Origin of the sequence: Sphingopyxis sp. J-6, from assembly GCF_046603995.1 — a bacterium.
GTDB lineage: Bacteria > Pseudomonadota > Alphaproteobacteria > Sphingomonadales > Sphingomonadaceae > Sphingopyxis.
In genome coordinates, this window is the sequence record NZ_CP145810.1 from 1,866,300 (window position 1) to 1,884,111 (window position 17,812).

Here is a 17,812-nt window from a genome sequence, read left to right on the forward strand (position 1 = left end):
AATGGAATGAAACTGGGTCGCCTCAACCATATCGGCGTTGCGACGCCGTCGATTGCCGACAGCATCGTCTTTTACCGCGATGTGATGGGGGCGACGCAGATTCACGAACCCTTCGACCTGCCCGATCAAGGCGTGAAGGTGTGCTTCGTCGATACGCCGGGCGCCGATGGCGCGCTGAACGGCACACAGATCGAGCTGATCGAACCACTGCCGGGCAATGCGTCGATCGCCGGATTCCTGCAAAAGAACCCTGCAGGAGGGCAGCATCATATGTGTTACGAAGTGCCCGACATTCATGCCGCGAAGGCCGAGTTCGAGGCGATGGGCAAGCGGGTGCTGGGCGAACCGCGCATCGGGGCGCACGGGACGCTGATTTTCTTCCTCCACCCCAAGGATATGGGTGGGGTGCTGACCGAGATTATGGAAACGCCGAAGGGCGATCATTGAGTTTCATTTCGTCGTCACCCCGGACTTGATCCGGGGTCCCGCTACTCGACGTCGCGGAGCGGGATGCCGGATCAAGTCCGGCATGACGAAAACAGAGTAGAGATACGCATATGACCGACAAACCGACCCTCGACCAATGGGCCGCCGCCGCCGACAAGGAAGTGAAGGGCAAGGACCTCACTTGGCCGACGCCCGAGGGGATCGACGTCAAGCCGCTCTATACGGCCGAGGACGTGAAGACCGACCCCGGCCTACCCGGCTTCGCGCCTTTCACGCGCGGCGTGCGTGCGTCGATGTATGCGGGGCGGCCGTGGACGATCCGGCAATATGCGGGCTTCTCGACCGCCGAGGAATCGAACGCTTTCTATCGCCGCAACCTCGCCGCGGGGCAGAAGGGCCTGTCGGTCGCTTTCGACCTTGCGACGCACCGCGGCTATGACAGCGACCATCCGCGCGTCGTCGGTGACGTCGGCAAGGCGGGGGTCGCGATCGACAGCGTCGAGGATATGAAGATCCTGTTCGACGGCATTCCGCTCGACCAGATGTCGGTCAGCATGACGATGAACGGCGCGGTGATACCGATCCTCGCCTTCTTCATCGTCGCCGGCGAGGAGCAGGGGGTCGAGCGCAAATTGCTCGACGGGACCATCCAGAACGACATCCTCAAGGAGTTCATGGTCCGCAACACCTATATCTACCCGCCCGAGCCGAGCATGCGGATCATCTCGGACATCTTCGGCTACACGTCTCGCGAGATGCCGAAGTTCAACAGCATCTCGATCTCCGGCTATCATATGCAGGAAGCCGGCGCGACGCAGGTGCAGGAGCTGGCGTTCACGATTGCGGATGGGGCGGAATATGTGCGCTACGGCGTCGCCAGCGGCCTCGACATCGACAAGTTCGCCGGGCGCCTGTCCTTCTTCTTCGCGATCGGCATGAACTTTTTCATGGAGATCGCGAAGCTCCGCGCCGCGCGCGTGCTGTGGCATCGCGTGATGACCAACCTCGGCGCCAAGGACGAGCGGTCGAAGATGCTGCGGACGCACTGCCAGACCTCGGGGGTTAGCCTGACCGAGCAGGACCCGTACAACAATGTCATGCGTACGACGATCGAGGCGATGGCCGCTATGCTCGGCGGCACCCAGTCGCTGCACACCAACGCGCTCGACGAGGCGATCGCGCTGCCGACCGATTTCTCGGCGCGCATCGCGCGCAACACGCAGATCGTCATCCAGGAAGAGACCGGGATGACCAAGGTCGTCGATCCCTTGGGCGGCTCTTACTATGTCGAGGCGCTGACGCAGGAGCTGGTCGACAAGGCGTGGGAGATTATCGAGCGCGTCGAGAAGGAAGGCGGGATGGCGAAGGCCGTCGCCGCCGGCTGGCCCAAGGCGATGATCGAGACGGCGGCTGCTGCAAGACAGGCGCGTGTCGACCGCGGCGACGATGTGATCGTCGGGGTGAACAAATATCGCCTCGCCAACGAGGATCTGCTCGAAACGCTCGAGGTCGACAACACCAAGGTCCGCGAGGCGCAGATCGCGCGGATCAACAAGACCAAGGCAGGCCGCGACGAGGCGGCGTGTCAGGCGGCGCTGAAGGCGCTGCGCGATGCGGCGGCGGGCGAACAGTCGATCGAGAATAATTTGCTGGCGCACGCGGTGGAAGCCGCCCGCGCCCGCGCGACGCTCGGCGAAATTTCGTCGGCGATGGAGGAAAGCTTCGACCGTTACGGCACCCAGCCGACCCCGGTGAAGGGCGTTTATGCCGCGCCCTACGAGGGTGACGACCGCTGGCAGCAGGTGCTCGACGGCGTCGCGGCGGTCGAACGCCGGATGGGCCGCAAGCCGAAACTGCTCGTCGCCAAGATGGGGCAGGACGGCCACGACCGCGGCGCCAACGTCATCGCCTCGGCGTTCGGCGACATGGGTTTCGACGTCGTGTCGGGACCGCTGTTCCAGACGCCCGAGGAAACCGTCGTTTTGGCGCTCGACAGCGGCGTCGATGTGGTCGGCGCGTCGAGCCTTGCCGCCGGGCACAAGACGCTGATCCCCGAACTGATCGGCAAATTGAAGGAAGCAGGGCGCGGCGACATCAAGGTGATCGCGGGCGGCGTCATTCCGCCGCAGGATTATCAATATCTGCGCGATGCAGGCGTGCAGGGGATTTATGGTCCCGGCAGCAATGTGGTAGAGTGCGCGGCCGACGTGCTGCGTTTGTTGGGGCACAATATGCCCCCGGTGATGGAGGAGGCTTTGACATGAAAAAGCGGTTTCTCTTTGCATTGACCCTTGCTGTCGCGGGTGTTTCGCCCGCGGGCGCGACGACCGAAGCTTCGGGAGGGCTGGCGGTGACCGGTCTCGACCGGGCGGTCGCCGAGTTCGACGATCTGTGCCTGTCGATCTTTCCCAGCGCCAAGCGCTTCGAATATGCCGTCGCCAAGAGCGATTTCGGCTATGAGCGCGCCGACGACGATCGCTGGCGTTCCGACCGGACAGTCGTGACCCGCTCGGCGCCGACGCAATGCGATTTCGACGCGGCGCTCAGCACCGGCGAAAGCGACCGCGAGACGGTCGCGACGGCGATCGAAAAAGGACTGGACAGGGCGCTCGGCCTGCCGCCGGTCCGCGTCGTCTATGACGGCGGGATGCGCTGGGAATGGCAGGTCAACGGCAAGACCCATAGCGTCTCCTATTATTTCGGCCCGACGATCCCGGCACAGCAACTTGCGCTTACCTATCGCGTCGGTGCCTGAGCGGACAGGCAGGGGGAAGGAATGACTGACATGAAGCCCGAAACGGCCGCGGTTCATGCCGGAACCCAGCCCGACCCGACGACGAAAGCGCGGATCACGCCGATCTATCAGACGGCGTCCTATGTGTTCGACGATGTCGAGCACGCATCGCGGCTGTTCAACCTGCAGGAATTCGGGAACATCTACACCCGGATCATGAACCCGACGAACGGCGCGCTCGAAGGCAAGATCGCGGCGCTCGAAGGCGGGCAGGCGGCGTTGGCGGTGGCGTCGGGGCATGCCGCGCAATTCCTGGCCTTCCACACGCTGATGGAACCGGGCTGCGAGATCGTTGCGGCGAAGAAGCTCTATGGCGGGTCGCTCAACCAGCTTGGGCAGAGCTTTCGCAAGATGGCGTGGACGACGCAGTTCGTCGACGCGGACGATGCGGACAATGTCGCCGCCGCGATCAACGACAAGACGCGCGCGGTGTTCATCGAAAGCCTCGCCAACCCCGGCGGGGTGGTGCAGGATATCGAGGCGATCGCGAAGGTCGCGCACGATGCCGGGGTGCCGCTGATCGTCGACAATACGATGGCGACGCCGATCCTCTGCCGCCCGATCGAGCATGGCGCCGACATCGTCGTCCATTCGACGACCAAATTCCTCAACGGCCATGGCAATGCGATCGGCGGGGTGATCGTCGATGCCGGGTCGTTCGACTGGGCGAAGGGCGGCAAATATCCGACGCTGAGCGAACCCAACGCCTCGTATCACGGGCTGAAGTTCACCGAGGCGTTCGGCAATCTGGCCTTCATCCTCGCCACACGGACGCTGGGCCTGCGCGACCTTGGCCCGGCGCTGGCGCCGATGAACGCTTTCCTCGCGCTCACCGGCATGGAAACGCTGGCGCTGCGCATGGAGCGGCATTGCAGCAATGCCGTCGCGCTCGCGAAATGGCTGCAGGGCCATCCGGCGGTGAGCTGGGTGTCCTATGCCGGGCTGCGCGACAGCCTCTATCATGAGCTGGCACACAAATATCTGGGCGGCCGCGGCGGGTCCGTTTTCACCTTCGGGCTCAAGGGCGGGTATGAGGCAGGGGTCAAACTCGTGTCCTCGGTCAAGCTGTTCAGCCATCTCGCGAACCTCGGCGATACGCGCTCGCTGATCATCCATCCCGCTTCGACGACGCACAGCCAGCTTTCCGAAACCGAGCTGGTCGAGGCCGGCGCGGGACCCGACGTCGTGCGTGTGTCGGTGGGGATCGAGCATATCGACGACATCATCGCCGATCTGGCGCAGGCGCTGGAGGGGGCGGCGTGAGCGTGCGTTCGCTTCTCGCCGCGCTGGCGCTGCTCGCGGCCGCCTCTCCCGCTGCGGCGAAGGATTTCGGTCAGCCGAGCGAATATCGTCCCGGCGTGACGGTCGAGCATCTCTACAAGCAGGACATCGAATATTATTTCACCAACTGGTTCGGGCGGCTCGAAGCGTCCGACGGACCGTGGCGCGACATCTATTTCGAGACGGCCGAGAAATATGTGAACAAGGGCGTCATGCGCATCAACTGCGACGATGCCGAAGCCGATATCGACTTCACCCTTTACGACGTCGGCACCTATGGCGATGCCGCCGAACGCCGGCAGGTCACCATCCCTTATGCGGATCGCAAGGCATGGGCCGACGGCAATTACGAACCGATGTCGGGCGAAACGCCGCCGATCGAATTTTACGCCGCAGCGCGCCAGCGCTTCTGCAACTAGCTCCAGAAGAAGGTTGTCCCTCATGACCCTGTCCCATCCCACCGAACAAGACGGCCTGTCGCGCACCGACTGGACGCGCGCGGAAATCGCCGAATTGTTCGACCTGCCGTTCGACGAGCTGATGTGGGAGGCACAGGGCGTCCATCGCCGCCATCATGCACGCGGCGAGGTCCAGCTCTGCACCCTCCTGTCGATCAAGACCGGCGGCTGCGTCGAGGATTGCGGCTATTGCTCGCAGTCGAAGCATGCCGACAGCGGGCTCAAGGCAACCAAGCTGATGGACGTGCGCGCGGTGCTGCAGGCGGCGGCGCAGGCGAAGGATTCGGGCTCGCAGCGTTTCTGCATGGGCGCTGCATGGCGCAACCCCAAGGACCGCGACATGCCCGCGATCGTCGAGATGATCGAAGGCGTGCGCCAGATGGGCATGGAAACCTGCATGACGCTGGGTATGCTCAGCAAGGAGCAGGCGCAGACCCTCGCAGTCGCGGGGCTCGACTATTACAACCATAATATCGACACCAGCCCCGAAAATTATGGCAACGTCATCACGACACGGACCTTTCAGGAACGCCTCGACACGTTGGAAGAAGTCCGCAGCGCGGGCATCAACGTGTGCAGCGGCGGCATCCTCGGCATGGGCGAAAACCGTACCGACCGCGTCGGCTTCATCCACGCGCTCGCGACGCTTCCCGAGCATCCGGGAAGCGTGCCGATCAACGCGCTGGTCCCGGTGAAGGGCACCGTGCTCGGCGACATGCTCGCCGATACGCCGCTCGCGGCGATCGACGACATCGAGTTCGTGCGCACCGTCGCGGTGGCACGCATCACCATGCCGATGAGCATGATCCGCTTGTCGGCGGGCCGCGAAAGCATGTCGGACGCGACGCAGGCGCTCTGCTTCATGGCGGGCGCCAACAGCATCTTCACCGGCGACAAGCTGCTGACCACCGCCAATGCGGGTGACAGCAAGGATGCGGCGCTCTTCGCCAAGCTCGGCCTGAAGCCGATGGTCAGCGAAGAGCCGATGCGCCAGGGCTGCATGCCGGAGGCGGCGGAGTGATCTTCGCGACGCTTCTGGCGATGGCCGCAGCGGCGCAGGAGCCCGAGGTCGATTGCGACAATGCGATGGCGCAATTCGAACTCAACGCCTGCGCCTACAAGGACTATGAGCGTGCCGACGCGGCGATGAATGCGCAGTGGAAGCTGACCGCGGCGCGGATGAAGGAAATCGACGCCGACTTCGATCGCTCGCAGGACAATCGCCCCGGTTATTTCGACACGCTGCTCGCCGCGCAGCGCGCGTGGCTGACGTACCGCGACAAGCAATGCGCGAGCGAAGGCTATACGATGCGTGGCGGCTCGGCCGAACCCATGGTCATCAGCGGCTGCCAGACCCAACTCACCGAAGCGCGCACCGCGCAACTGAAGTCCCTCATCGAGGAATATTGATCCCCATGTTCAAGAAGATACTGATCGCCAACCGCGGCGAAATCGCTTGCCGCGTCATCAAGACCGCGCGCCGCATGGGCATCGCGACCGTCGCCGTCTATTCGGACGCCGACGCGCGCGCGCCCTTTGTGCAGATGGCCGACGAGGCGGTGCATATCGGTGCGTCGCCGGCATCCGAATCCTATCTGATCGCCGACAAGATCATCGCGGCGTGCAAGGCGACCGGCGCCGAGGCGGTGCATCCGGGCTATGGCTTCCTGTCGGAGCGCACGAGCTTTGCCGAAGCGCTCGCCAAGGAAAATATCGCCTTCATCGGTCCGCCCGTGAACGCGATTGCCGCGATGGGCGACAAGATCGAGTCGAAGAAACTCGCGAAGGAAGCGGGGGTCAACGTCGTCCCCGGCTTCGTCGGCGAGATCCGCGACACCGAACATGCGGTCGAGATTTCGAACGAGATCGGCTATCCGGTGATGATGAAGGCCTCGGCCGGCGGCGGCGGCAAGGGCATGCGTCTGGCCTATGACGAGAAGGACGTCCGCGAGGGCTTCGAGGCGACGAAGCGCGAGGGTCTCAACAGCTTCGGCGACGACCGCGTCTTCATCGAGAAGTTCATCCTGAACCCGCGCCACATCGAGATCCAGATCCTCGGCGATCAGCACGGCAATGTGCTGTACCTCAACGAACGCGAATGCTCGATCCAGCGCCGCCACCAGAAGGTGGTCGAGGAAGCGCCGTCACCGTTCGTGACCGAAAAAATGCGCAAGGCGATGGGCGAGCAGTGCGTCGCGCTGTCGAAAGCCGTCGGCTATTACAGCGCGGGCACCGTCGAGCTGATCGTGTCGGGCGCCGATCCGACGGGCGAGAGCTTCTATTTCCTCGAAATGAACACCCGTCTGCAGGTCGAGCATCCGGTGACCGAAGCGATCACCGGCATCGATCTGGTCGAACAGATGATCCGCGTCGCCGCGGGCGAGAAGCTTGAGCTGACGCAGGACGATGTGAAAATCGACGGCTGGGCGATCGAGAACCGCGTCTATGCCGAAGACCCGTATCGCGGCTTCCTGCCGTCGACCGGGCGGCTCGTGCGCTATAGCACGCCGGTTCCGGCGTGGAAGGGCGACGAGCGCGGCGTCGACGGCGTGCGCGTCGATGCGGGCGTCGAAGAAGGCGGCGAGGTGTCGATCTTTTACGACCCGATGATCGCCAAGCTGGTGACCTGGGGCAAGACGCGCGACGAGGCCGCCGACTTGCAGATCGCGGCGCTCGACCGGTTCGAACTCGAAGGGCTGGGCCATAATATCGATTTCGTCTCGGCAATCATGCAGCATCCGCGTTTTCGCTCGGGCGAGCTGACGACGGGCTTCATCGCCGAGGAGTATCCCGAGGGTTTCCATGGCGCCGACACCGACGAGGATATCGTCCGCACCCTCGCCGCGATCGCCGGCTTCATGGCCAGCGCCGAGGCCGACCGCGCCCGCCGCACCGACGGCCAGCTCGGCGACCGGCTCGACCCGCCCGCGAAATGGCAGGTCACCGTCGGCGGCGCTGCGCACAAGGTCAAGCTCGGCCACAAGCACATCAAGGTCGATGGCGAAAAGGTCGACATCGCGCTCGAATATACGCCGGGCGACAAGCTGGTCGTGGCCGAAATAGGCGACAGCGAGCTGGCAGTGAAGGTCGCCAAGACGCGCACCGGCTGGCGCATGACGACGCGCGGGCGCATCCACGACGTGCGCGTCCTGCCGTGGCACGTCGCGCCGCTGGCGTCGCACATGATCGAGAAGATCCCGCCGGACCTGTCGAAATTCCTCATCTGCCCGATGCCGGGTCTGCTCGTCGCGCTGCATGTCGGCGAGGGCGATGCCGTCGAGGCGGGCCAGCCGCTCGCGACGGTCGAGGCGATGAAGATGGAGAATATCCTCCGGGCCGAAAAATCGGGAACGGTGAAGACGGTCAACGCCGCGCAGGGCGACAGCCTGGCGGTCGATGCGGTGATATTGGAGATGGAATAAGGAGCTTCTCGTCCTTGCGAGAAGCGTAGCGCGAAGCAATCTCCGGTTGCCGGGAGCAGATGCCCGATGGCTGGAGATTGCTTCCCCCGGCTTTCGCCGGGGTCGCAATGACGGAGTCCGATAGATGCATCTGAACCACGACAACGACGCCCCGTCGGCTGACCCGATCGCCTTCGATGACTTCCTTCGCGTCGATATCCGCGTCGGGACGATTGTCGCGGCCGAGCCCTTTCCCGAGGCACGCAAGCCCGCCTTCAAGCTGAAGATCGATTTCGGCCCGGCGATCGGGGTGAAGAAGAGCAGCGCGCAGATCGTCGACCGCTACAGTCTCGACGAACTGCCGGGGCGGCAGGTCGCGGCGGTCGTCAACTTTCCGCCGCGCCAGATCGGCAAATATATGTCCGAAGTGCTGACGCTTGGCTTTGCCGACGAAGAGGGCGCGGTCATCCTGTTTGCGCCCGACCGGGCGGTGCCCGACGGGTCGCGCCTCTTCTGATCAGGTCGCGGCGGGGTCGCCCATCAGGCGCTTCGCGAGGAACAGCTTGAACAATATGAAGGCGATCAGGCCGACGACGGCGGTCGCGACGTGGAACAGCCAGAAGGCGGTGGTCGGCATCGACGAATACCAGCCGCCGACTGTCCCGACCGCATAGTTCGCGCCGAAAAAGGCGAGATAATAGATGCCGATGATCGTCGCGTTGAGTGCACGCGGCGCGAGCTTGGTGAACAGCGCGAGGCTGACCGGCATGATATGCGCGAAGCCGATGCTGTTCAGCAGGTGGAACATCAGCGGCCAGAACAGCCCGATCTTGCCGTCGCCCTGCGTCGCCGCGGCCATGACGAGGCAGAGGCCGCCGGCGATCGAGAACAGGCTGCCGATGATCATCTTGCCGAGCTCGTCGGGTTCGCGATAGCGCTTGCCGTACCAGACATAGAAGGCCGCGACCGCGACGAGCATGCTGAAACTCGCCGTGGCATCGATGGTGATCATCCAGCTCGTCGGCAGCGTCTGGCCGAAGAAGGTGAGCTGGAAATGCTGATCGGCCCAGACCAGATAGGCGTTGAAAATCTCCTGATTGGTGAGCAGCGCGGTCGCAAGCACGGGGACGAGCAGCAGGACCGCGGCGACGCGCAGCCAGTCCTGCCGTGGCATCGGTTCGGCGGCCGCGGCGCCCGCGGCCTTTGCCTTCGACGGCAGATTGTCGGCGGGAAGCCACGGCTTGGCCATGATGTAGAGGATAAGGCCGATCACCATCACGACGCCCGCGGTGCCGAACCCCCAGTGCCAGCTCACTTTCTCGCCGAGTGTGCCGGCGACGAGCGGCGCCGCGATGACGCTGACGTTGATCGCGATGTAGAAGATCTGGAACGCCATCGCGCGGCGGAGGTCGTTCGGACCGTAAAGTTCGCCGACCTGGCTCGCGATATTGCCCTTGAACAGCCCGACCCCGACGATCAGCGCGACGAGCGCGAAGAGGAAGCTCCCCTCGAACGCCATCAGGAAATGGCCGAGCGCCATGACCAGCCCGCCGAGGATCAAGGTCGTACGGCGGCCGAGCCAGCGGTCGGCGATCAGTCCGCCGACGATCGGGGTCAGATAGACGAGCGAGGTGTAATCGCCAAACAGCCGCGACGCGAGCGGCTGGCCGTCGAGCCCGTAGAAATTCTTCACCCAATCGAGCCCGATCACGCCGGCGGCATTTTCGGGGAGCAGCAGATATTTGACCATGTAGAGCACGAGCAGCGTCTGCATCGAATAATAGGAGAAGCGCTCGCAGCCCTCGACGAAAGCGAGATAGCCGAGGCCCTTCGGATGGCCGAGGAAGGCGCGGTCGTTGCGGTCCGCCTCGAAATCGGGGGTCGCCTCGGCGATGGTCATGGGGGTTGCTCCGGTAGATATTCTCGGGCTGACGCGTAAGGTTTCCATTGCAACTTGCCAGCGGCGTTCGACGAACGACAGTGCCGGGCTATAGTGAGCGAAACAGAGGGAGAGGGAATCATGACATTACCAGTAACCGCGTTCGTTGCGGCGGTTTGCGCGCTGCTGCTCCTGCTGACTGCGGTGATGACCGTGCGTCAACGGCTGCGGCTCGGCGCCGCCTTCGGCGACCATGGCGACGCCCGGCTGATCAGTGCCAGCCGCGCGCACGGCAATCTTGCCGAGCACGCCCCGATCGTCGTCATCCTGCTGGGGCTGCTCGAAAGCGCGCGCGCGAACCATATGGCGTTGATGGCGTTCGGGGCGCTGTTCGTGATCGGCCGCATCGCGCATATCGTCGGTCTCCACGCACCGGTCGAGCCCGGCAAGCCGCCGGTGACGCGCCAGATCGGTGTGGCGGCAACGTGGATTACATTGATGGCGCTCGGCGGTTGGACGCTCTGGCTGCTGGCGACCGTGAACCTCTAGCGATCAGGCTTCGATCAGCGCCACCGCCCTGATCCAGCCCGCACTCGCGCGTTCGATCTTCACCGGGAAGCAACTGAGCGTCCAGCCGCTTGGCGGCAGGTCGGCAAGGTTGGTCAGCTTTTCGATCTGGTAATAGGGCTTGATCCGCCCCGCCTTATGGCCTTCCCAGATGATCGACGGATCGCGCGTCTCGGCCCAGCGGCGCGCGGTGTGGCTGAACGGCGCGTCCCAGCTCCATGCGTCGGTGCCGACAACCTTGACGCCGCGTTCGGTGAGATAGAGCGTCGCTTCGGCGCCCATGCCGCAGCCCTGATCGGTGAAATTGTCGGTGCCGTAGATCGCGCCCGACTGGACGAGCACGATATCGAGCGGCTGGAGGACGTGCCCGATGCGCGCGAGTTCGGCTTCCACCTCGGCGCCGCTGACGACGTGGCCCGCCGGACGGTCGGAGAAATCGAGCTTCACGCCGGGACGAAAGAACAGGTCAAGCGGGGCTTCGTCGATGCTCGGCGCGGCGCTCGCGCCGCTGTCGGTGGTCGAATGGAAATGCCAGGGCGCGTCCATGTGGGTGCCATTGTGGGTGCTGAGCGTCAGACTCTCGACCGCCCAGCCTTCGCCGTCAGGCAGGTCGGCCTTGGTCAGGCCCGGAAAGAACATCGCGATCTGCTCCCACGTATTTTCGTGGGTCATGTAAGTGATCTGCGGGCGCATCACCGGCGGGTCGGAGACGACGTCGTTGGTGATCGGGATCGAAAGGTCAATGAACTGCATATTTGCAGTCTGCCACCGGAATGACGCTACGCCAAGAAGGCTTGCGCGGCGATGCGCGGCGGCTAGAGATGGCGCAAAGCCCGCATCCGGTTGGGACGGGGGCAGGGGAGAGTTTATGACCGACGCAGCCGCCGTCGCCGACCATGGCGCGGTTTACCAGCCGACCGCGAAGGACATCCGCATGGTCATTGCCGCCTCCTCGGCGGGAACGATCTTCGAATGGTATGATTTCTTCATCTACGGCACGCTGGCGGCGATCATCGGCAAGGCTTTTTTCCCCAGCGACAATGCGACGCTCGAAGTGCTGCTCGTCTGGGCGGGCTTTGCGGTCGGCTTCGGCTTCCGGCCGCTCGGTGCGGTCTTGTTCGGTTTCCTCGGCGACCGGCTCGGGCGCAAATATACTTTCCTCGTCACCGTCACGCTGATGGGTGTCGCGACCGCCGGGGTCGGGCTGATCCCGTCGGCGGCGACGATCGGTATCGTCGCGCCGATCATCGTCATCCTGCTGCGGGTGTTGCAGGGGCTGGCGCTCGGCGGCGAATATGGCGGCGCGGCGGTCTATGTCGCCGAACATTCGCCGCCCGAAAAGCGTGGTTTCTATACTAGTTTCATCCAGGCGAGCGTCGTCGGCGGCTTTGTGCTCAGCCTGATCGTCGTGCTCGGGTGCAAGGCGCTGATGCCCGATGCGGTGTGGGAAAGCTGGGGGTGGCGCGTGCCCTTCCTGCTGTCGATCCTGCTCCTTGCCATTTCGCTGTGGATGCGGCTCAAGCTTTCGGAAAGCCCGGTGTTTCAGGCGATGAAGCAGGAAGGCGAGCTGGCGAAGAATCCGCTCAAGGAAAGCTTCACCTATCCGGGCAACCCGCGCCGCATCTTCATCGCGCTGTTCGGGATCGCGGCGGGGCTGACGGTGATCTGGTACACCGCGATGTTCTCCGGCCTGTCGTTCCTCAAGGGGCCGATGAAGATCGACGATACCGCGGCCGAGATCATCGTCGGGATCGCCGCCGCGCTCGGCATGGGTTTCTTCCTCTGGGCGGGGCGGCTGTCTGACCGCATCGGGCGCAAGAAGCCGATCGTCTGGGGCTATGGCGTCACGCTGATACTCCTCTTCCCCCTGTTCTGGCTGATGGGTGCCGTCGCCAACCCCGCGCTCACCGCGGCAGCCGAAAAGGCGCCGGTCGTGGTGACCGGGTCGAAATGCAGCTTCGACCCCTTCGCGTCGAAACAGGAAACCGCGTGCGGCAAGACGCTCGGTGAACTGACCAAGCTCGGCGTGCCCTATACGGTCGTCGCGAGCGGCAGCGCGTTCGACAGCGTCAAGGTGACGATCGGCGCGCGCGAAGTCGCGGGCGAAGATCCGGCGGTGCTCAAACCCGCGCTCGAGGCGATGGGTTATGATTTCGAGAAACAGATACCGGGGCCGCTCGGCATTGCGGTGATCCTCGCGGCGCTGCTCGGGCTCAGCGCGCTTTCAGGCTTCACCTACGGGCCCGTCGCGGCGCTGCTCTCGGAGATGTTCCCGCCGCACGTGCGCTATTCGTCGCTGTCGATCCCCTATCATCTGGGTACCGGCTATTTCGGCGGTTTCCTGCCGCTGATCGCCAGCTTCATCATCGCCAAGACCGGCAATGCCTATGCCGGGTTGTGGTATACATGGGGCGTGGTGCTGGTGGCATTCCTCGTCACGGCGTTCATGCTCAAGGACCCGGTCGAGGGGCAATGGGACAAGCCGAGATCTCCGGCCTGATCTACACCTCCAACAGCCCCATTGGCGCTGCCGTCAAAGCGGTCTAGTGGCACAGGGATGATTGCCATTCCGTCGCCGCTCCGCCTCCGTCTCGACCGTGAGGCGCTTGTCGCCAACTGGCGCTGGCTTGCGGCGCAGGGCGGCGCGGCGGCGTGCGGGGCGGCGCTCAAGGCCGACGGTTACGGGCTCGGCGCGCGCCAAGTGATGCACCATCTCGTTGCTGCGGGCTGCCGCGATTTTTTCGTGGCGAGTTGGGCCGAGGCGGCGGCATTGATGCCGCTCGCGGAAGGCGTCTCGTTGTCGGTGCTGCACGGGGCCGGCGAGGCCGACATGATCGCCACGAAAACGCTTCCGGCGCGTCCGGTACTCGGCAGCCTCCGGCAGGTCGCGCGCTGGCGTGCGGCGGGCGAGGGGCGACCGTGCGACGTCATGGTCGACACGGGCATGAACCGCCTCGGGCTGCGCGTCGAGGAAGCGCTCGGCGGTGCGCTCGACGGGCTGGCGATCGAGAATCTGCTCAGCCATCTCGCCTCGGCTGACGAGGATAGCGCGCAGAACGGACAGCAACTCGCGGCGTTTCGCGAGCTCAAAAGCCGGGTTCCTGCGCGCTGTTACAGTCTCGCCAACAGCGCCGGCATATGCCTGGGCGCCGACTATGGCTTCGACCTCACCCGCCCGGGGCTTGCACTTTACGGCGGCACCCCACGCCCCGAGGCGGCAGGGCATATCCGGCAGGTCGTCTTTCCCGAAGCGCGCGTCCTGCAGGTGCGCAGCGTCCGCGCCGGCGAGACGGTCGGCTATGGCGCGACCTGGACCGCGACGAAGAATGGCCGGGTCGCGGTCGCCAACATGGGTTATGCCGACGGCTATCTGCGCTGCCACACCGGCACTGGCGCGGCGAGCTGGCAGACGCAGCGCTTGCCGCTCGCCGGGCGCGTGTCGATGGACCTTGTCGCGTTCGATGCCAGCGATGCCGGCGCGATCGACGAGGGTGACTGGCTGACGCTCGACTATGCGCTCGCCGAAACCGCCGAGCGATGCGGGCTGTCGCAATATGAGTTGCTGACCGGCCTCGGGAAGCGCTGGGCGCGCGATTGGGTGGGTTAGGACAAGGGGCGACGGTTTTCCTGCCGATCGAGCCCACCGCAAAGTTTACGCTTCCGGAAGGCACACGAAAAAGGGCGGCAGATTGCTCTGCCGCCCTTTCGCATTCGAAGGTGTCAAACCTTAGAAGTTGCCGCGAAGGTTCATGAACACGCGGCGACCGAAATAGTCGTATTGCGAACCGAAGGCCGGTGCCTGACCGATCGCGCTGATACCAGCCTGAATGGTCGAAGCGCGCGGCGGCGCAGTATCGAAGATGTTCGCCACACCGAGCGTGATCTGGAACTTGTCTGCGATCTCGCGGGTAATCGACGCCGAATGGTAGAAGGTCGGCGACAGGCGCGTGTCCTGACAGTAACGACCGCCGGGACGGAAGATCGACGTGCGGCAAAGCGACGGATTGCCATCGGCATCGACCTGGGTGTCGAGCAGATCCTGCTTGTTCGATGTGCCGCCGATGACGTCCATGCCATAGAAGAGCGTCCACGGGCCCTTGGTCCACGACAGGTTGAAATCGCCGACCCACCGCGGGTCGCCGGCTTCGCCATTGTCGTTGACGACAAAGCCGTCGAACAGCGCGATGGTGTCCTTGATCTGCCAGGTCATCTGCGACAGGAACGTCAGCGAACCGAGATTGCCGAGATCCTGATCGAGCCGGATGGTAACGTCGATACCCTTGTTGCGTTGCTTATTGACGTTCACATAGGTGTCGAGAACCTGTGTGATGTTGTGGATATCCGGACCAGACGTCGAGCGGGTGATCAAGCCGCACAGCGGATCGTCGAGGCCGAATTCCGAATTATAGCAGCGATTGATGATGTTGCTCGCGCCGACGGTCGAAATTTCGTCGCGAATCTTGATGTCGAAATAATCTACTGCAAGATTGGCGCGCAGGCCGCTCCACAACACTCCGGACAGATCCGGCGTCAAAACGACGCTGACCGTCTTGGCTGTCGACGTCTCGGGCTTGAGAACCCCGATCCCGCCGCCGGAAACGATCGTGGCCGATCCCGTTGCCCCCTGGAAGTCCGTGGGCACGCCGGCCGCGACGCAATTATCATAGATGCGCTGGTTAATGGTTCCCTGTTCCAGTTTCGTGTCGATATCGATGCAGATGTCGATATCCTGCTGAGCAAGGAAGCCCGTCTGGTTCTCTAGGAAAAGTTCAAACAGTGCCGGCGCACGGAACGAGGTGCCCCAAGTGCCGCGGAAGCGCAGCCAATCGTTGACTTCCCAGTCGAGGCCGGCCTTCCAAGTGACGTCGCTGAAGCTGTCCTTGACCCCGTCGCGACGTGTCGCGGAGACGTCGGTGTAACGGCCGGCGCCTGACAGGGTCAAGCGCTGGATCAGCGGCGTGTTGTAGATCAGCGGAATCTGGATTTCGCCGAAAATTTCCTTCGAAATGGTCCGTCCGGCCGTGATGCCCGACGAGGTGCGGAGCGCCGCGTTGCCGGCCAGCGTGACTTCGCCCGGAACATCGCGAATTGCGTCGCGACGTATTTGTGCACCGAATGCAACGCCGACATCGCCGGCCGGGAGGGTCAGAAGGTTGCCCGAGACAGTGGCTTCGAGCGATTTCTGGGTGAACAGGGTGTTTCCGGTTTCCTTGCCCATCAGGAAGGCGCGTTCCTCGGGGGTGAAATCGCCGCGCAGAACCCGCGGGTCGGTCCAGTCGATGTCCATACACGGCTTGCCGGTAACCGGCGTGACCATGCCGACGCAGGAGCGGGTACGGAAATCCTGGGTGAAGCGGGCATCTTCGAAGATAACATCCTGCGTATAGTCGGCATCGGAGCGGCTATACTGACCGTAGATGTCCCAGTTCCATCCCGACAAAAAACCGCCGAAGTCGCCGCGGAAACCCAGGACGCCACGATAATAGTCGACGTCAGTGCTGAAATCCGATTTCACCAGAACGAGCGGGCGAAGCAGGAAATTGCCGCCGAATTCCTGGTTGAACGGATCGCCTGCATCGCCGACCACGCAATTGAAATCCGACGCCGTGCAGAAGGCGCCGGGGAAAGCGGGGTTGAGCGACAAGCCGCCAGTGTCCGGATTGACCGTCAACGAAGGAAGCAGTGAGTTGCCCGTGAACTGGAAGACGTTTAGTTGCTGAAAGCCGTTGTTGTACGACTTGCGGTTGTTGAACAGCAGTTCGGTGTAAACTTCGATATTGTCCGTGATCTCATATGAGGCGTCGATATAGCCCGTAATGCGCGACACCTTCGAAAAGACATCGGATATCTGTTCGAGCGGATCGTACTGGTTGAGCGCACCGGTCGAAGGGCCATCGAAGTTCAGGCCGTAGAAGTTGCTCGGCGCCGTGATCCCCGGAATGGAATTTAGCGGAACGCCGACCTGAGCATATTGGGGGCCGCCATATTGGCTGACAAAGAGCTGCTGGCCATTAGGTCCCTCGAGCGGGGCATCGCCAAAGATGTAGCCGAAGTCGTTGTTGGTCAGGATAACGTTGCCGAGCGTTCCGTTACATGCAGGCTTTCCGGTCCGGAAATCGACAATGTCGGCACGGCCGCCGTCCTCGAATGTCAGATATTCTTCCGAGCAGTTCAGGAACTTGCGGTCACGGCGACGCAGATTCTGCTGCTGGTAATAATCGACCGTCGCAAGGAAATGGCCGCGATCGAAACGCTTCCCGAACGTCAGGTTGACGTCGTAGATTTCGCCGCCGCCATGCTGCGGGACCGATGTGAAACCACTGATCTGGAAACCGTCGGCATTGTCTTTGGTCAGAATATTGACGACGCCCGCGACGGCGTCCGAACCGTAGATCGACGATGCGCCGGTCTTCAGGATTTCGACCTGGCGGACGATCGAGAGCGGCAGCACGTTAAGGTCGAACGAGGCGACCGCACCGCGGACGCCGGCGGGACCGGCGCGGCGGCCGTTCAGCAGCACCAGCGTGCGTTCGGCGCCGAGGCCGCGCAGCGAGATGGTCTGGGCATCGGCGCCGCCGTTGGTGACGAAGCCGTTCGAGATCGACGAGGTGATCTGGATCGAGCCGGCCGCGATCGGCGACGACTGGAGCAGGTCGGCGAGCTGGTTCTGACCCTGCTTCTGGCCGATGTCGGGGCTGATGACCTGGATCGGATCGGGGCTGTTGAATTCGCTCTTGCGGATGCGCGAGCCGGTGACGACGATCGCGTCGCCGCTGGTCGCATCGGAATCGCAGACGCCGTCATTGTTGGCGTCGGCGCAGGCGATGCTGTCGACCGTGTCTTGTGCGAAAACTGGTTGGCTGACGGAAATGGCCACTGCAAAGGCAGCGGCACCCCGAAGCAGGTGCGCTTTGAACATTGATGACTCCCCGGTTGCCCGTTCAAAAAACCAGATGAACGGCATGGGGTTTAGAAAGACCTAAAA

Annotated in this window: 15 protein-coding genes; 12 read left to right on the forward strand and 3 right to left on the reverse strand. The window is 63.6% G+C overall.

All coding sequences use genetic code 11. The features are described from left to right. Positions 1-6 precede the first annotated feature (6 nt). The 9 genes from mce (at position 7) to V6U71_RS08970 (ending at position 8,898) form a co-directional block, all read left to right on the forward strand. Positions 7-447: a methylmalonyl-CoA epimerase gene (gene mce / locus V6U71_RS08930; protein WP_411341909.1), complete on the forward strand. Its 441-nt coding sequence runs from the start codon at positions 7-9 to the stop codon at positions 445-447. Between the two features lie 110 nt (positions 448-557). Further along, a complete protein-coding gene (gene scpA, locus V6U71_RS08935) occupies positions 558-2,711 on the forward strand; it encodes a methylmalonyl-CoA mutase (RefSeq protein ID WP_411341910.1) in 2,154 nt (717 codons plus the stop codon). Further along, complete coding sequence (locus tag V6U71_RS08940) at positions 2,708-3,202, forward strand: hypothetical protein (RefSeq protein WP_411341911.1); 495 nt, start codon at positions 2,708-2,710, stop codon at positions 3,200-3,202. The genes scpA and V6U71_RS08940 overlap by 4 nt, the downstream gene beginning before the upstream one ends. 21 nt (positions 3,203-3,223) lie before the next feature. Beyond that, positions 3,224-4,504 carry an O-acetylhomoserine aminocarboxypropyltransferase gene (locus tag V6U71_RS08945; RefSeq protein ID WP_411341912.1) on the forward strand — a complete coding sequence of 427 codons (1,281 nt, stop codon included), beginning with the start codon at positions 3,224-3,226 and terminating at the stop codon, positions 4,502-4,504. After that, positions 4,501-4,941, forward strand: coding sequence for a hypothetical protein (locus tag V6U71_RS08950; protein ID WP_411341913.1), 441 nt, complete (start codon positions 4,501-4,503; stop codon positions 4,939-4,941). The genes V6U71_RS08945 and V6U71_RS08950 overlap by 4 nt, the downstream gene beginning before the upstream one ends. Before the next feature lie 22 nt (positions 4,942-4,963). Beyond that, positions 4,964-6,001 (forward strand): biotin synthase BioB, encoded by a 1,038-nt coding sequence (gene bioB, locus V6U71_RS08955; protein ID WP_054726746.1) that lies wholly within the window; start codon positions 4,964-4,966, stop codon positions 5,999-6,001. Beyond that, positions 5,998-6,390 carry a lysozyme inhibitor LprI family protein gene (locus V6U71_RS08960; RefSeq protein WP_411341914.1) on the forward strand — a complete coding sequence of 131 codons (393 nt, stop codon included), beginning with the start codon at positions 5,998-6,000 and terminating at the stop codon, positions 6,388-6,390. The genes bioB and V6U71_RS08960 overlap by 4 nt, the downstream gene beginning before the upstream one ends. A gap of 5 nt (positions 6,391-6,395) precedes the next feature. Then, positions 6,396-8,402 (forward strand): biotin carboxylase N-terminal domain-containing protein, encoded by a 2,007-nt coding sequence (locus V6U71_RS08965; protein ID WP_411341915.1) that lies wholly within the window; start codon positions 6,396-6,398, stop codon positions 8,400-8,402. A 124-nt stretch (positions 8,403-8,526) separates the two neighbouring features. Continuing rightward, the gene (locus V6U71_RS08970) at positions 8,527-8,898 is read left to right on the forward strand and encodes a tRNA-binding protein (protein ID WP_411341916.1); all 372 of its coding nucleotides are present in this window, start codon (positions 8,527-8,529) and stop codon (positions 8,896-8,898) included. Here the strand turns inward: V6U71_RS08970 and V6U71_RS08975 are convergent, their stop codons facing one another. Further along, entirely contained in the window at positions 8,899-10,281 is a 1,383-nt protein-coding gene (locus tag V6U71_RS08975) for a peptide MFS transporter (protein ID WP_411341917.1), read from the reverse strand. Positions 10,282-10,401: 120 nt separating this feature from the next. On the opposite strand from V6U71_RS08975, the gene V6U71_RS08980 reads away from it, so the two are divergent. Beyond that, positions 10,402-10,809: an MAPEG family protein gene (locus tag V6U71_RS08980; protein ID WP_411341918.1), complete on the forward strand. Its 408-nt coding sequence runs from the start codon at positions 10,402-10,404 to the stop codon at positions 10,807-10,809. A gap of 3 nt (positions 10,810-10,812) precedes the next feature. On the opposite strand, the gene V6U71_RS08985 is transcribed toward V6U71_RS08980, so the two are convergent. Beyond that, positions 10,813-11,580, reverse strand: coding sequence for a cyclase family protein (locus V6U71_RS08985; protein WP_411341919.1), 768 nt, complete (start codon positions 11,578-11,580; stop codon positions 10,813-10,815). A 115-nt stretch (positions 11,581-11,695) separates the two neighbouring features. Here V6U71_RS08985 and V6U71_RS08990 point away from each other — a divergent pair, with 115 nt between their 5' ends. Further along, complete coding sequence (locus V6U71_RS08990; RefSeq protein WP_411341920.1) at positions 11,696-13,327, forward strand: MFS transporter; 1,632 nt, start codon at positions 11,696-11,698, stop codon at positions 13,325-13,327. A 57-nt stretch (positions 13,328-13,384) separates the two neighbouring features. Further along, a complete protein-coding gene (alr, locus tag V6U71_RS08995; protein WP_411341921.1) occupies positions 13,385-14,434 on the forward strand; it encodes an alanine racemase in 1,050 nt (349 codons plus the stop codon). A 120-nt stretch (positions 14,435-14,554) separates the two neighbouring features. Here alr and V6U71_RS09000 read toward each other — a convergent pair whose 3' ends face one another. After that, a complete protein-coding gene (locus V6U71_RS09000) occupies positions 14,555-17,746 on the reverse strand; it encodes a TonB-dependent receptor plug domain-containing protein (RefSeq protein ID WP_411341922.1) in 3,192 nt (1,063 codons plus the stop codon). Between the last annotated feature and the right edge of the window lie 66 nt (positions 17,747-17,812).

Coding starts and splice junctions, on each gene's coding strand:
- bioB (WP_054726746.1), top strand. CDS start 4,964: ATGACCCTGTCCCATCCCACCGAACAAGACGGCCTGTCGCGCACCGAC.
- V6U71_RS08980 (WP_411341918.1), top strand. CDS start 10,402: ATGACATTACCAGTAACCGCGTTCGTTGCGGCGGTTTGCGCGCTGCTG.
- V6U71_RS08945 (WP_411341912.1), top strand. CDS start 3,224: ATGACTGACATGAAGCCCGAAACGGCCGCGGTTCATGCCGGAACCCAG.
- scpA (WP_411341910.1), top strand. CDS start 558: ATGACCGACAAACCGACCCTCGACCAATGGGCCGCCGCCGCCGACAAG.
- V6U71_RS08970 (WP_411341916.1), top strand. CDS start 8,527: ATGCATCTGAACCACGACAACGACGCCCCGTCGGCTGACCCGATCGCC.
- mce (WP_411341909.1), top strand. CDS start 7: ATGAAACTGGGTCGCCTCAACCATATCGGCGTTGCGACGCCGTCGATT.
- V6U71_RS08940 (WP_411341911.1), top strand. CDS start 2,708: ATGAAAAAGCGGTTTCTCTTTGCATTGACCCTTGCTGTCGCGGGTGTT.
- V6U71_RS08965 (WP_411341915.1), top strand. CDS start 6,396: ATGTTCAAGAAGATACTGATCGCCAACCGCGGCGAAATCGCTTGCCGC.
- V6U71_RS08975 (WP_411341917.1), bottom strand. CDS start 10,281: ATGACCATCGCCGAGGCGACCCCCGATTTCGAGGCGGACCGCAACGAC.
- V6U71_RS08990 (WP_411341920.1), top strand. CDS start 11,696: ATGACCGACGCAGCCGCCGTCGCCGACCATGGCGCGGTTTACCAGCCG.
- V6U71_RS09000 (WP_411341922.1), bottom strand. CDS start 17,746: ATGTTCAAAGCGCACCTGCTTCGGGGTGCCGCTGCCTTTGCAGTGGCC.
- V6U71_RS08985 (WP_411341919.1), bottom strand. CDS start 11,580: ATGCAGTTCATTGACCTTTCGATCCCGATCACCAACGACGTCGTCTCC.
- alr (WP_411341921.1), top strand. CDS start 13,385: ATGATTGCCATTCCGTCGCCGCTCCGCCTCCGTCTCGACCGTGAGGCG.